8 protein-coding genes and 1 pseudogene are annotated in these 15,163 nt (G+C 65.7%); 8 read left to right on the top strand and 1 reads right to left on the bottom strand.

Annotated elements, in window-relative coordinates; genetic code table 11:
- Positions 1-2,128 (bottom strand): Orn/Lys/Arg decarboxylase N-terminal domain-containing protein (locus tag FGU65_RS15660; protein WP_301665439.1); only part of this gene is annotated, 2,128 nt, incomplete at its 3' end.
- 178 nt (positions 2,129-2,306) lie between these two features.
- Between FGU65_RS15660 and malQ (FGU65_RS15655) the strand changes: the two genes are divergently transcribed.
- The 8 genes and pseudogenes from malQ (FGU65_RS15655) to FGU65_RS15620 form a co-directional block, all read left to right on the top strand.
- Positions 2,307-3,902, top strand: a complete 1,596-nt coding sequence (malQ, locus tag FGU65_RS15655) for a 4-alpha-glucanotransferase (protein WP_301665438.1) — start codon at positions 2,307-2,309, stop codon at positions 3,900-3,902.
- Positions 3,903-3,950: 48 nt separating this feature from the next.
- Positions 3,951-5,396, top strand: coding sequence for a polysaccharide deacetylase family protein (locus FGU65_RS15650; protein ID WP_301665437.1), 1,446 nt, complete (start codon positions 3,951-3,953; stop codon positions 5,394-5,396).
- Complete coding sequence (locus FGU65_RS15645) at positions 5,378-6,526, top strand: glycosyltransferase family 4 protein (protein WP_301665436.1); 1,149 nt, start codon at positions 5,378-5,380, stop codon at positions 6,524-6,526. The genes FGU65_RS15650 and FGU65_RS15645 overlap by 19 nt, the downstream gene beginning before the upstream one ends.
- Positions 6,523-8,403, top strand: a complete 1,881-nt coding sequence (gene glgB, locus FGU65_RS15640; protein WP_301665435.1) for a 1,4-alpha-glucan branching protein GlgB — start codon at positions 6,523-6,525, stop codon at positions 8,401-8,403. Before FGU65_RS15645 ends, glgB begins: the two co-directional genes overlap by 4 nt.
- A 9-nt stretch (positions 8,404-8,412) precedes the next feature.
- Positions 8,413-10,794, top strand: a complete 2,382-nt coding sequence (locus tag FGU65_RS15635; RefSeq protein WP_301665434.1) for a DUF3536 domain-containing protein — start codon at positions 8,413-8,415, stop codon at positions 10,792-10,794.
- Positions 10,795-10,840: 46 nt separating this feature from the next.
- Complete coding sequence (gene malQ, locus FGU65_RS15630) at positions 10,841-12,340, top strand: 4-alpha-glucanotransferase (RefSeq protein WP_301665433.1); 1,500 nt, start codon at positions 10,841-10,843, stop codon at positions 12,338-12,340.
- A 104-nt stretch (positions 12,341-12,444) separates the two neighbouring features.
- The gene (glgP, locus tag FGU65_RS15625; RefSeq protein ID WP_301665432.1) at positions 12,445-14,697 is read left to right on the top strand and encodes an alpha-glucan family phosphorylase; all 2,253 of its coding nucleotides are present in this window, start codon (positions 12,445-12,447) and stop codon (positions 14,695-14,697) included.
- A 246-nt stretch (positions 14,698-14,943) separates the two neighbouring features.
- Positions 14,944-15,163 (top strand): annotated as a pseudogene (locus FGU65_RS15620) (DUF362 domain-containing protein); the annotation flags it as partial.

The following is a 15,163-nucleotide window of genomic DNA, read 5'->3' as shown; positions in this document are numbered from 1 at the left end:
TGATCACCGGGATACCGGGCGGGTAGGGGACGACCATCTTCGCGACAGCCCTGCCCTCGATCGCGCGGACCGGCACCTCCGCAACAGTGCCCCGGACGAGATGGCGGTAGGCCTCGGCCGGCGTCATGGCCGGCTCGGGGAGGTCTGCGTAGACGTTCCTGACGATCCCGGCGATGTCGCTTTCCCGCAGGTAGTCGTGCATCTCCCGGCAGAGGTCGCGCAGCCCGAGACCGGCGTAGCGGAACGGGTAGTCCCGGACGAGCTCCGGGAAGACCTCCTCGAGCGGGTGGTTGTCGTCGTGAACCGCCTTGAACCGGAAGAGCTCGGCGAGGAGGCTGCCCGACTTGCCTTTGGTGATCCCGAGCGTGAAGAGCACCAGGAACGAGTAGTAGCCCGTCTTCTCCACGACAATCCCGTGGTTTCTGAGGTACTTCGTCACGATGGCGGCGGGAATTCCCCATTCCCCCATGCCCCCGCCGACCCGGACGCCGGGGGCGAGGATGGTGACCTTGATCGGGTCGAGCATGACGTACCCGTCGTCGAGCCCGTCGAAGGCGTGCCACGCTTCGTCCGGCCGGAGCGTCCAGCACCCGGAGGCGCCGATGAGGTCTGCGCCGTCTGCCTCCTCCCCCGTGACGCAGCCCGGCTGCCAGACCGTGAACCACCAGTGCTTCTCCACCGGCCGGCCGCTTGCCGCAATCTCCTCCCCGACCGATACCATCTTCCTGCGGAAGACTATCGCCTCGTCGATCGCCTCCTCGACGAGGAACCTGCCCTGGTGGCCGGCCATCATCTTGGTGGCGACGTCGAGCGACGCGATGATCATGTACTGCGGGGAGGTTGAGGTGAACATCATGAACGCCTCGTTGAACCGCTGGGGACTGACCGGTGCGGCCCCCTCTTTGATATGCACCATCGACCCCTGCGAGAAGGCCGCGAGAACCTTGTGAGTCGACTGTGTCGCAAAGACCGTCGGCCCCGTCCCGTCCGTCGGGTGCATGCCGTACCGGCCCGCGTACAGCGGGTGGAACCGGGCGTACCCGAACCACGCCTCGTCGTAGTGGATGAACGAGACGGTATCCTTCAGGTGCTCATGGATCGTCTCCACACTGTAGCAGAGGCCGTCGTAGGTGGAGTTCGTGATCGCCGCGAGCCGGACCGGGTGCGCCGCGGGGTCGTCCACCAGCGGGCATGACCGGATCTTTTCTGCGATCGTCTCCGGCAGGAGTTCCCTGCTGCAGATCGGGCCGATGATCCCGTATTCGTTCCGCGCCGGCACCAGGTAGACCGGGATCGCGCCGGTCATGATGATCGCGTGCATGATCGATTTGTGGCAGTTCCGGTCGACGAGGACGATATCCCCCGGCGTCACCGAGCCGAGCCAGACGATCTTGTTTGCCCCGCTCGTCCCGTTCGTCACGAAGTAGGTGCGGTCAGACCCGAAGACGCCCGCCGCCTGGCGTTCGGCCTCGCCGACGACGCCCGAATGCTCCTGGATCGAACCGAGTTCCGCCACCGATACCGAGAGATCGGCACGCAGGGTGTTCTCGCCGAAGAAGTTGAAGAAGATCCGGCCGGCCGCGGTCTTGAGAAAGGCCACCCCGCCCATATGCCCGGGCGTATGCCAGGAGTAGCGGTACTCGTCGACGTAGTCCACGAGAGCCTTGAAGAACGGGGGGAGGACGTCGGAGAGGTAGGTTCTGGCCGCCCGCTTGATGTGGCCGGCGATGAAGTCGGGCGTGTCTTCGAGTTTCCAGATGTAGCCCTCGATCGAGGAGATGACGTCGAGAGGGATCGCACTGATGGCGAGCCGTTCGGTGTAGAGGAAGACCGGGATCTTCCGGTTCCGCTCCTTGATGAGGGTGATGACGTCGGCGGCGGTGCGGTTGCCGTCCGCCGGTTCAGGTGTCAGGTCCCAGTCGATGATGATGCAGCTCGCGTGCGGGTGCGAGAGGAATGCGTGGATCCCGTCGCGGGCGTTGAGCGCTTCGATGACGGTGAAATCTTCTTTGCGCAGTTCTTCGACGATCTCTCGCGACGCCCGGCCGCCGGCGGTCTCGGCATGCAGGTCGTCGTCGATGATCAGGACCGGAAACTCCTCGATATACTCCATGACGCCTCTCTCCAAAGAGGGGGGTAGCCGGATCGGTGGCATAAGCGTTGCGATCGGTGCGCTCTCCGGGCGCGGGGGCATGGAGCTTCTCCCACTGCCGCCCGACTGGAACCTTTATTGCACTGCGGTGATATCTGCAGGGAGCACCTATGTCGCATCTGATACGGGCCGTGCCGCAGGGAGGGAAGGCGGCGTGATACCGACGCGGGGGAGCGGACTCCTCCTGCACATCACGTCGCTCCCGTCGCCGTACGGGACCGGGGATCTTGGACCTGCCGCCTACCGGTTCGCGGACCTCCTCGCCGCCGCCGGACAGCGCTACTGGCAGACGCTGCCGATCACTCCCACGACACCGGATTACGGCCATTCTCCCTACTCGAGCCCCTCGGCGTTCGCGCTCAATACCCTGCTCATCAGCCCTGAGCGGATGGTCACGGACGATCTCCTCGACCCCGCGGATCTCGACCCGGTGCCCGCCTTCCCTGCCGGTCGTGCGGACTTCGCTGCCGCGGCGGCGTACCGGACCCGGATCTTCGACCGGGCGCACCGGCGGTTCCGGGAGGCGGGCGGCGACCCGCGCTACGAGATCTTCGTCGCGGAGAATGCCGGGTGGCTCGACGACTACGCCCTCTTCGTCGCGATCCGGGAGCAGACCGGTGGACAGCGGTGGAGCGAGTGGCCGATCCCGCTCCGGCGGCGGCATCCGGCGGCGCTCGGGCAGATGCGCCGAAAGCTCTCGGATCGGATCGAGCGCGAATATCTTCTCCAGTACGTGGCGGGTCGGCAGTGGCAGGCACTCCGCCGCTACTGCAGCGACCGGAAGATCCACCTCGTCGGCGACGTCCCCATCTACGTCGGCTACGACAGCGCCGACGTCTGGGCGAACCCGGAGCTCTTCCGGCTCGACGCCGCTCTGCGGCCGACGTTTGTCTCGGGCGTGCCGCCGGACTGCTTCAGCAGGACCGGCCAGCTCTGGGGCACCCCGCTCTTCGACTGGGACGCCCAGAAGCGGCGGGGGTATGCCTGGTGGATCCGGCGGGTCGCCCGGCTGCTCGACCTCTTCACGATCATCCGGATCGACCACTTCCGCGGGTTCATCGACTACTGGGAGGTGCCTGCCGGCGATCCGACTGCCGAGTTCGGGCGGTGGGTCGACGGCCCGGGGATGGACTTCTTCGAGCGCCTTGCCGACCGCTTCCCCTCCCTGCCGCTCATCGCCGAGGATCTCGGGGAGAACACCCCGGCGATCCAGGCCGTCCTCGACCGGTTCGACTATCCCGGGATGCGGGTGCTGCTCTACGCCTTCGCCGGCGACCCGGCGAAGAGCCCCCATGCCCCGCACAACCATATCCCAAGCTGCATCCTCTACACCGGAACGCACGACAACAACACCGTCAAGGGCTGGTACGACGAGGCACCGGAACGGGAGCGGCAGACCCTCTTCGAGTACTTCGGCCGCGTGATCCCTGCCGGCGCCGTCCACCGCGAGCTCGTCCGGGCGGCGATGCTCTCGGTTGCCCGGACGGCGATAGTCCCGGTGCAGGACGTCCTCGGCATGGGCGGCGCTGCACGGATGAACCTGCCGGGAACGACGGACGGCAACTGGGAGTGGCGACTGACCGCAGACGACCTCGACCGGTTCCCTGACGACTGGCTCCGTGCGGTTGCGAGGATCGCCGGACGGGTTGAGGCGCCGAACCTCACATCCGGTCTGCCGCCGGAAAGCATTTCTGATCCGCCCGATGCCGCTACCGGGCGATCCGACCGCCCGGATATATCTTTTCTATGAGTACCCGGAGGATGCACATATATACCGGATGCCACAACACTACCTCTGATGACAGACGGCGGGAGACGCGGTATGCGCATCTGTTTTGGCTTCGGCGTCCACCATCCCTATCTCTTAAACCGTGCGTTCCACCCTGACGACGCAAGGGGCAGAAAGCACCTTACGGAGGCCTACTTCAGCAGCAGAACGCGTGATGCGTTCCTCCGGGCGGTGAACGACGCCTACCTCCCGACCCTTGCGGCGCTCGACGGCTGGCGTGAGCGGGGGGTGGCCTGCACCTTCAGCATCTCAGGCCCGGCGGTCGAGCACCTCGAACGCTGGGCACCGGACGCGCTCGACCTCCTCCGCCGGGTGGTCTCGGCTCCGGGGACCGAACTGCTTGCCCAGACCTACTACCACGGCATCGCCGAGCGTCTCGGTGACGCGTGCGAGGTCGAAGAGCAGGTTGTTCAGCATCGCCGGCTCATGGAGGAGACCTTCGGGAAGCGTCCGGCGATCTACGACGCTACCGACTTCGCCTTCAGCCGGGACGTTGCCGAGACCGTCCGCAGGGCGGGTCTTGCAGGGATCTACATCGAGGGCAACGAGAGGGTGCTCGCCGGGAGGAACCCGAACTGCATCTACCGCTCCGAGGGTCTGCCCGTCCTGGTTCGGCACTGCCCGCTCTCCGACGACGTCGCCCGGCGGTTCTTCATGCAGCACTGGGATCAGTACCCGCTCACGCCCGGGAAGTACGCCGGCTGGATAGCCGCATCCCCCGGCGACTGCGTCCACGCCTCCATCGACCTTGGGGTGCTGCGGCAGGGCGACGGCACAGGGCCTGATATCCTCGGATTCATCCGCGACCTGCCGGACGCTCTCGAGCAGGCCGGGGTCGCGGCGACGGTGCCCTCGGAGATCATCGCTGCGGCTTCTGAAGGCGATGCGATCTGGGACGGCAAAGAGGACGCCCGGCACCTGAACATGATGCAGCAGTCTGCGGTCGACGCACTGCAAAGCGGCGGGCGGTGGCTCCCGGAGAAACAGATATGGCGGCTCCTCCAGGAGGTCGATCACTTCCACGCAATGGCGATGAAGTCGGGTTCCTGCGGAGAGGCTTTCCACCAGGCGAGCCAGGAGGAGGCCTTTTCGGCCTTTGATACCTACATGCGGATCCTCTCCGACTACGAAGAGCGGTCTGCGGCGATGGTGCGATCGAAGCGTGCGGCGCTTTCGCTCCGCTGCGTCCCGCCGGAGAAGGCGTTTCATTTCTCCTCTCCGGACCGGACGGCAGGGTTTGCCGCCCACAGCCTCGAGGAACTCGCCGATATGCTCGAGTACGCCTCCGATGAGGTGATCGCCTACCACCGGGAACGCGGCGACTTCACCCGGTGGATAACCGAGGTGATCGGCGATACGGTCATCGGACGGACGGTTCAGGAATGCGAGAGCCGCGACGAACTCAGGGCGGCATTACAGGCCAGGATACATGCACTATGGAATCGCTTAAGATAGCCTTCTTCAGCTGGGAATCGCTCCACTCAGTGAAGGTCGGCGGGCTTGCCCCCGCCACCACGCACCTTGCAGAGGTTCTGGCGCAGAACCACGAGGTTCACTTCTTCACCCGGGGCGACGGGGACGGCCGGGAGATCAACAACGTCCACTACCACTACTCCCAGCCCTCCGGGGAGAACATCGTCGACTACTGCAGGGATATGAGCAACCAGTGTGTCGAGAACTTCCGGAAGCACGACCGCCCGCCGTTCGACATCCTCCACTTCCATGACTGGCACTTCGTGGAGGCGATGCACCTCCTCAAGGAGAGGAATACGGTCTTTTCATTCCACTCGACCGAGTACGGACGGAACGGCTCGAATTTCGGCGGCTGGTGGGAGTTTGGCGAGATCTCCGGAAAGGAGTGGTACGGCGCCTACATCGCAAAGACGATCACCACGGTATCTCACCATACCAAGACTGAGCTGATGTGGCTCTACAACGTCCCCGACGGGAAGGTCACGGTCGTTCCGAACGGGATCTATCCGGGCCGCTACCGGACGGAGGTCGACGCCGGCGCGGTGAAGAAGCAGTACGGGATCCACCCGCTCGCGCCGCTTGTCCTCTTCATCGGCCGCCTCACCTACCAGAAGGGGCCCGATCTCCTCCTCGAGGCGATCCCGGCGGTTCTCTCCCGCCGGTGGGACGTCCAGTTCATGGTCGCCGGCACCGGCCAGATGCACGAGCACCTCATCGGGATGGCACACGGCCTGCCGGTGCGATTTTTAGGCTACGTCCCGGACGGCGAACACCTGCGGCTCCTGAACGCCGCCGACGTCATCGTCATCCCGAGCCGAAACGAGCCCTTCGGCCTCGTCCTCCTCGAAGCCTGGAGCGCAGGACGGTGCGTCGTCGCTACCGACGTCGGCGGTCTCGCCGAGAACATCGAGAACCTCGTCGACGGCGTGAAAGTTCCCGTCCGCCCGGACTCGATCGCCTGGGGGATCGACTACGCCATCCAGGACCCGGTGACGGTGCAGTCGCTCGGCCGAGCCGGGAAAGCAAAGGTCGAATCGCAGTTCGACTGGAAGATCGTCGCCGCACAGATGGAGGATGTCTACAAAAACATCCTGGACGGCACAGCGGTATGATCAGCAGTTACGACGTCTACCTCTTCCGGCAGGGGCGCCACAACAGGATCTCCGACAAGCTCGGCGCCCACCCTTCATCGGCCGGCGGAGAGGCCGGGACGGTATTTGCCGTCTGGGCGCCGAACGCCACCGCCGTCTCGGTGATCGGCGACTTCAACCGGTGGGACGCCGCCGCCGATCCCCTCGCCCTGCGGCCGGACGGTTCCGGGATCTGGGAGGGGTTCGTTCCCGGCGTCGGGAAGGGTGCACTCTACAAGTACCACGTCGCATCGCCCGGGTACCGCGCCGAGAAAGGCGACCCGTATGCCCTCTTCTGGGAGATCCCGCCGCGGACGGCATCGATCGTCTGGGACACCGCCTACGACTGGAAGGACGACACCTGGATGAGGACACGGGGGGAGCGGCATGCTCCCGCCGAGCCCCTCTCGATCTACGAGGTTCATCTCGGCTCCTGGCGGCGTGAGACGACCGAGCCGTACCTCTCGCTCTCGTACCGGGAACTCGCAGAACCCCTCGCCGACTACGCCGTCGATATGGGGTTTACGCATGTCGAGTTCATGCCGGTGATGGAGCATCCCTTCTACGCCTCGTGGGGCTACCAGACCGTGGGCTACTACGCCCCCACCAGCAGGTACGGCACCCCGCAGGAGTTCATGCACCTCATCGATCACCTCCACCGGCGCGGTATCGGCGTTATCCTGGACTGGGTGCCCTCCCACTTCCCGCTCGACGACTACGGACTCGCCTTCTTCGACGGGACCCACCTCTACGAGCATGCCCACCAGATCCGCGGGCTGCACCCTGAGTGGACCTGCAACACCTTCAACCACGGCAGGCACGAGGTGCGTTCCTTCCTGATCAGCAACGCGCTCTTCTGGCTCGAGAAGTACCATGCCGACGGCCTGCGGGTGGACGCGGTCTCCTCGATGCTCTACCTGGACTACGCACGCCCGGCCGGAACGTGGCTGCCGAACGAGCAGGGCGGACGGGAGAATCTCGAGTCGATCGCGTTTCTCCGGAGGCTCACCGAGACCGTCCGCGAGCACCATCCGGACACCCTCGTCATCGCCGAGGAGGCGACCGCCTGGCCGCACGTCACCGGATCGGTCGGGTCGGGCGGGCTCGGGTTCTCTGCGAAGTGGAACATGGGGTGGATGCACGACACGCTGCAGTACCTCGCGCTCGACCCGGTCCACCGGCAGCGCCACCACAACCTCCTGACCTTCAGCATCTGGTACGCCTTCTCAGAGAGGTTCATCCTCCCGCTCTCCCACGACGAGGTGGTGCACGGCAAGAGCTCCCTGATCGGCAAGATGCACGGCGACCGCTGGCAGCGGTTCGCGAACCTCCGGCTTCTCTTCGGCTACATGTTCACCCACCCCGGCAAGAAACTGCTCTTCATGGGAGGCGAGATCGGGCAGTGGAGCGAGTGGAGCCACGATACCGGGATCGAGTGGCACCTCCTCGACTACGCGCCGCACCAGGGAATCCGCCGCTACGTGCAGGACGTAAACCGCCTCTACCGCTCTGAACCTGCCCTGCACGAGCGGGACTTCTCTCCGGAGGGGTTCGCCTGGGTCGACTGCTGCGACACCGAACGAAGCGTCATCGCCTACCTGCGGAAAGGAGAGGATCCTGAAGAGACCCTGCTCGTTGTCTGTAACTTCACCCCGGTACCCCGCTATGCCTACCGGGTCGGCGTCCCGGCGCCGGGAGCGTGGCGGGAGGTGCTCAACAGTGATGCGACGGAGTACGGCGGGAGCGGCGTCGGCAACCTGGGCTGCGTCGAGACCGACCCGGTGCCGTTCCACGGCTACCCCGACTCCCTCCCCCTTACCCTGCCGCCACTCGCAACACTGATATTCAAGCATGCATGAGGGAAGGGCATGAACCGCTACGTCTGTATTCACGGCCACTTCTACCAGCCTCCACGAGAGAACCCCTGGCTCGAAACCGTGGAGGTGCAGGAGTCTGCCTACCCCTACCACGACTGGAACGAGCGGGTCGCCGCCGAGTGCTACGCTCCGAACACAGCGGCGCGGATCCTCGATGCGGACGGGTTCATCACCCGGATACTGAGCACCTACGAGCGGATCAGTTTCAGCGCCGGTCCGACGCTGCTTTCGTGGCTGGAGCAGCACCGGCCGGCCGTCTACGCAGCCATCCTCGCGGCAGACCGGGCGGGGAGGGAGCGCTACGGCGGGCACGGCCCGGCGATTGCGCAGGGCTACAATCACCTCATCCTCCCGCTCGCGACGAGTAGGGATAAGCGGACGCAGATCGTCTGGGGGATCCGGGATTTTGTATCCCGGTTCGGCAGAAAGCCGGAGGGGATGTGGCTTCCGGAGACGGCGGTCGACCTCGAGACGCTGGATATCATGGCGGAGGAAGGGATCCGTTTCACGATCCTGGCGCCGCACCAGGCGGATAGCCCCCGGCCGATCGACACCAGGCAGCCCTACCGCTGTCCCCTTCCGTCGGGGCGGTCGATCGCCCTCTTCTTCTACGACGGCGCCATCGCACAGAAGGTGGCCTTCGGCGACCTCCTCATGGACGGCAGGCGGCTTGCAGAGCGGCTCCTCGCCGCGTTCGCTCCGGACGACCGGCCGCAGCTCGTCCACGTCGCGACCGACGGGGAGACCTACGGCCACCACCGGACGTTCGGCGAGATGGCGCTCGCCTCCTGCCTCGCTGCGATCGAGGCGCGGGAGGATGCCCGGCTGACCGTCTACGGCGAGTACCTGGAGACGCACCCGCCGACAGAAGAGGTGACGATCCGGGAGAACACCTCATGGAGCTGCGAACACGGCGTCGAGCGGTGGCGGAGCGGCTGCTCCTGCGGCACGGGGGATTACCCCGGCGGGACGCACGCGTGGCGGACTGCTCTTCGGGAGGCGACCGACCGGCTCGGCGGCTGGCTCACGGAGGTCTTCGAGACGCATGCTACGCCGCTCGTCCGCGACCCCTGGGCGGCGCGGGACGACTACATCGACTGCATCCGTGACCGGTCGGAGCGGAACGTCGACCGGTTTCTGGCACGCCACGCCGCACGCGATCTCTCGCCTGCCGAGACCGGCACCCTCCTTGCACTTCTTGAGATGAAGCGGCAGGCGATGCTGATGGCCACGAGCTGCGGGTGGTTCTTTGACGACATCGCCGGGCCGGGGTCGGTGCAGGTGATGCGGCATGCGGCGCGGGCGGCGCAGCTCGCCCACGGGATCACCGGCGTCGACCTCGCAAGCCTCTACACCGATCCGCTCCGGCATGCGCCCGGGAACACCGAGCGGTTCCCGGACGGGTATACGGTCTACGCAGCCTGCGTGCGGCCGTTCGTGATGGATCTTTCGCGGATCGCTCTCCACGCCGGCCTGCTCGCGCTCTGCGGCGACAGTGGGGCGCCGGTCCTGCCGGACGGGTACCGGGTGGAGTGCACGCCCCGCGACCGGCTCCGCATCGACGGCCGGCAGCTCCGCACGGCGACCGTCACCCTCCGCTCCGCAATCACGCGGGAGGAGATCCGGCTGGACTGCGGCCTCCTCCTCTCCGAAGCCGGGAATTTCATTGTCTGCGGGGGGCGCCCCTCCCGGGACGAGGCAGCGGCGAAAGGCCTTGCAGCCGGGCTTTCGGACGCGCTCCGGAAGAAGAGTGCAGCGGAAAAGGCCTTTGTCGGGATATTCGGGGAGATGACCTACCCGCTTGCAGCACTCACGCCGGAGGAGCAGAACGCCGTCATGCAACGCCTCCTTGCCGCACGGGTGCGGGATGCGGACGCCTTCTTCCGGGAGACCGTCATCGACCACGGCCCCGTCCTGCCGCTGACCGACGGGATGCAGAAGACGCTGGCAGAGCCCCCGGCAATCGCTGCGGAGCACGTGCTGCAGTCAGAGCTTCGGATGCTGCTCGGCATGCACCCGATCGACGCCGGCATGCTGGAGTCGGTGCGCAGTGCGATGGCGGCGTGGTCGGTTCCCACGGACAGCCCCGCACCGAACCGTGCGGCGACCGCGAGGCTGACGGACTGCATGCGGCGGCTCGCTGAGGCGCCGGACGATGCCACCCTGCTCGGGGACGCGGTCCGGCTCGTCACCCTCTTCGAAGGCCTTCCGGTGCGCCCCGACCTCTGGGAGAGCCAGAACATCCTCTCCGCCGTCGCCGGCGAGCACCTTGCCGGGATGCAGGAGACGGCGGCGGCCGGGGATCCGACTGCAATGGAATGGGTTAAGAACATGCAGCGACTCGGAGTATACCTGAAGGTGGCGTTACCATGACCGATCCGCAGAGACCAGACTCTCCCGTCCTGCCGGCGGTGGTGTGATGACCGTCAGGAAGAGCGGCGTCCTCCTGCCGGTCTCGTCCCTCCCGTCACCGTACGGGATCGGGGATCTCGGGCCGCAGGCATACCGGTTCGTCGACTTCCTCGCCCGTGCCGGACAGACGCTCTGGCAGGTGCTGCCGCTGAACCCCATCCTGTCGGTCAACGGCAACTCGCCCTACCAGAGCGTCTCGGCGTTCGGGCTCGAACCCCTCTTCATCAGTCCGGAGCGGATGGTCGACGACGGTCTCCTTGAGCAGGAGGAGATAGAGCCGTGGCCAGAGTTCCCCGACGAGCGGGTGGACTACCGCGGGACATCCGGGTACAAGCGGCGCCTCTTTGACAGCGCCTATGCCCGGTTCCGGGAGAGGAGGGAAAACAACTGCGGGTTCCGGCTTTTTCTTGAGAAGAACCCCTTCTGGCTCGACGACTATACCCTCTTCGTCGCACTCCACGACCGATACCAGCGGCGGCCCTGGAACGAGTGGCCTGCGGAGCTGCGCGACCGGGACGCCGCGGCGCTCGCCCACGCCCGGGACGAGGAGCAGGACCGCATCGGGCGCGAGCAGTTCCTGCAGTACGTGGCGTTTCGCCAGTGGTCGGCGCTGCGGGAGTACTGCCGGCAGCGGCGGGTCCAGATCATCGGGGACGTCCCCATCTACGTCACCTACGACAGCGCCGATGTCTGGGCTGACCCGGGCATCTTCAAGCTGGACGAGGCGCGGAGCCCGTCCGTCGTCGCGGGCGTCCCCCCCGACTACTTCAATCCGGACGGCCAGCTCTGGGGCAACCCGGTCTACCGGTGGGACGAACTCCGGCGGCGGGATTACGACTGGTGGGTGCGGCGGATCGAACATACCCTGACCCTCGTCGACCTGGTGCGTATCGACCACTTCCGGGGATTCGCCGGCTACTGGGAGGTGCCGGCAGGCTCACCGACCGCGGCGAACGGCCGGTGGGCGGAGGGGCCTGGCGCCGACTTTTTCAACCGCCTGGCGCGGGCGCTCCCCTGCCTGCCGTTCATCGCCGAGGATCTCGGGTACATCACCGCCGACGTCCGGGAACTGATACACACCTTCTCGTTCCCCGGCATCCGGCTGCTCCTCTTCGGGTTCGCCGGCGATGCGGCGTCAAGCCCGTTCAGCCCGCACAACCTGGCGCCCCGCTGCGTTGCCTACACCGGGACGCACGATTCCAACACCGCCCGGGGCTGGTTTGAGGAGGAGACCGATCAGCACCTCCGGGAGCAGCTCTTCCGCTACATCGGGCGGGAGGTCTCCGCCGACGCTGTGGCATGGGAACTCGTCAGGCTCGCGCTCCTCTCGGTCGCGGAGACGGCGGTCATCCCCATGCAGGACCTCCTCGGGCTCGGTGCCGGAGCCAGAATGAACCGTCCCGGCGTTCCGGACGGCAACTGGGAGTGGCGGGCGACGGCGGAGCAGGTCTCGGACGGTCTTGCGGACGCCCTGCGGGAACTTACGGCTCTCTCCGGAAGGCTCTGAAAACCGAAAATTTTCTAAAATCTGGTTTTCCAGGCAAAATATTTCGACAAATATAATTATATAGATCAGCATACAGCTACAGAGCATTTTGAGGATAACCATTCATGGATACCATACCGAGAGATCACTTCTCCCACGTTCCTGAGCGGATCTGCGGCCTGGTCGACCTGGCCTATAACCTCTGGTGGAGCTGGAACCCGGAGGCGCGGGTTCTCTTCAAGCAGCTCAACCAGGAGGCGTGGAAGAAGAGCGTTCACAATCCGGTCAGGATGCTCCGGGAGATCCCGACAGAGTTCCTCGACCAGGCGGCCGCGAACCCCGAATACCTCCACCGCTACGATATCATCATGCACCGGTTCCGGCGCTCGATGGATACCACGTCCGGGTGGTTCTCCGAGGCATACGGGAGCATCAGCACCCCGACGATCGCCTACTTCTCGGCGGAGTACGGCCTGCACCATTCCCTCCCGTTCTACGCGGGCGGGCTCGGGTTTCTGGCGGGCGACCACCTGAAGGAGTGCAGCGACCTCGGCATTCCGGTCGTCGGCGTCGGGTTCATGTACTCGAAGGGCTACCTCCACCAGCATATCCGCCCGGACGGCTGGCAGGACGGCATCAGCGAACCCCTCGACCGTGACGCCGCTCCGATCACCCGGGTGCTCGATGCGAACGGCGAGCACCTTGTCGTGCAGGTGCCCCATATCGACCCGCCGATCTACGTCGCGGTCTGGCAGGTGCAGGTGGGGAGAGTCCCGATCTACCTCCTCGACACCGACATCGGCCTGAACGATCCCGTCAACCGGACAATCTCCTCGCAGCTCTACACCGGCGACCTCGAGCAGAGGCTCCGCCAGGAGATTGTCCTCGGGATCGGCGGGCGGAAGGTACTGCACGTCCTCGGGATCGAGTACGCGGCGGTGCACCTGAACGAAGGCCACCCGGCATTCGCACTGCTCGAGCGGATCCGGGAGCGTGTCGCGTCCGGGATGACGTTTGAGCAGGCGCTCGACCTGGTGCGGGGCACCTCCATCTTCACGACGCATACCCCGGTCCCGGCAGGACACGACGTCTTCCCCTTCGACCTGATCGACCGCTACTTCGGGAGTTACTACCCGTCGCTCGGCATTGACCGGAATACGTTCCTGCAGCTCGGCCTCCACCCCGAGAACCCTGACGGCGGGTTCAATATGACGGCGCTTGCCCTGCGGGCGAGCGCCCACCACAACGGGGTCTCGCGGACGAACGGGGCGGTCGCCCGGCAGATGTGGCGGTGCCTCTGGCCGGGCGAACCCGAGAAGGATGTCCCGATCGACCATGTGACGAACGGCGTGCATGTGCCGACCTGGATGAACGAGCGGGTCAGGGAACTCTTCGACCGGCGTATCGGGCCGGTCTGCCCGGACTGGATGGCAGTCCACGAAGATCCGGCGATCTGGGAACTTGTGGAGGAGATCCCGGATAAAGACCTCTGGCAGCTCCATACCTGGCTGAAGGCGAAGCTCTTTGTCCGGATGCGGGAGCGCAAACGGGTGAAGTGGTCGGAGGGGCAGGAAGAACCGATAAATCTCGTCGCCGAGGGCAGTTTCTTAAACCCCTCCGTCCTCACCATCGGGTTCGCCCGCCGGTTCTCGACCTACAAGCGGGCATACCTCATTTTCGAGGACCCGGAACGGCTCAAACGGATCCTCACCAATCCCTGGCGGCCGGTGCAGATCATCTTCGCCGGCAAGGCGCACCCCGCCGACGACGACGGCAAACGCGTCCTCCAGGAGATCTACCGCTACGCCCAGCGTCCCGAGTTCGCCGGCCGGATCGCGTTTGTCGAGGACTACAACGAGCAGATGGCACAGTACCTGGTGCACGGCGTGGACGTCTGGCTCAACAATCCCCTGCCCCCGCTCGAGGCGAGCGGGACGAGCGGGATGAAGGCGGCCTTGAACGGCGTGCTGAACCTCTCCATCCTGGACGGGTGGTGGGTCGAGGGCTACAACGGCAGGAACGGATGGGCCTTCGGCGGCGAGGCGGTCTCCTGCAACCGGGACGAGGTGGACGCCGGCGCGATCTACCGCCTCCTGGAGGAAGAGGTCGTCCCCCGCTACTATTCACGCTCGATCGACGGCATCCCTCACGACTGGGTGCGGATGATGAAGGAGTCGATCAAGAGCAACGGCCCGCAGTTCTCGGCACGCCGCATGGTCAAGGAGTACGTGCGGAAGTACTACCCGGCGCTGCAGACCGCCGCCGAGGCGGATCTCCGGGCATGCCGCGTTGCCGAAGCGAAGAGAGCGCGGGAGAGCGGGCCGGAGAGCGGCGGAGGGAGCGGGACGATCGGGTTTCCGGGCGGGGATTCGGTGTGAGAGAGCCGGTTCTGATCCGCTGCTTCTTTTGAGCGACGCTTCTATCCAAAACAGGCAAGAGCGTATCCTCTCCCTTTTTTTCAGCCCTCTCCACAATAGCCATCACATTCCACGTTTGAGGGGCTTACCAGAGGACAGGAATGGCAATTGCCTCGCACCGCCCCTCGACTCCCGCCGCTCTCCGGCACCCGACAAACTCAAGTAGCGGGGACGACGCATACCCGACCGAACCCTCCGGAGATGGTGATGTTGTCCAGGGTATACATTCACGCCGTGCGGGCGGACGGGCCGGAACACGAACTCGCCGCCGCCATTCGGGATATGATGTTGCAGGCCTCCGATAATCTCGCGTGGCTCTCGCCGGGGGAGACCGTTCTCTTAAAGCCCGCTCTCAATTCAGGCGACCCGTATCCGTCGACGACACATCCGCTCGCCGTCCATGCGGTTGCCGATCTCCTCGCAGAAC

It is taken from the genome of Methanoculleus frigidifontis (assembly GCF_030464345.1).
Lineage (GTDB): Archaea > Halobacteriota > Methanomicrobia > Methanomicrobiales > Methanoculleaceae > Methanoculleus_A > Methanoculleus_A frigidifontis.
The sequence above is the reverse complement of the archived record's forward strand: the minus strand, read 5'-3'. Positions and strand labels throughout refer to the sequence as shown.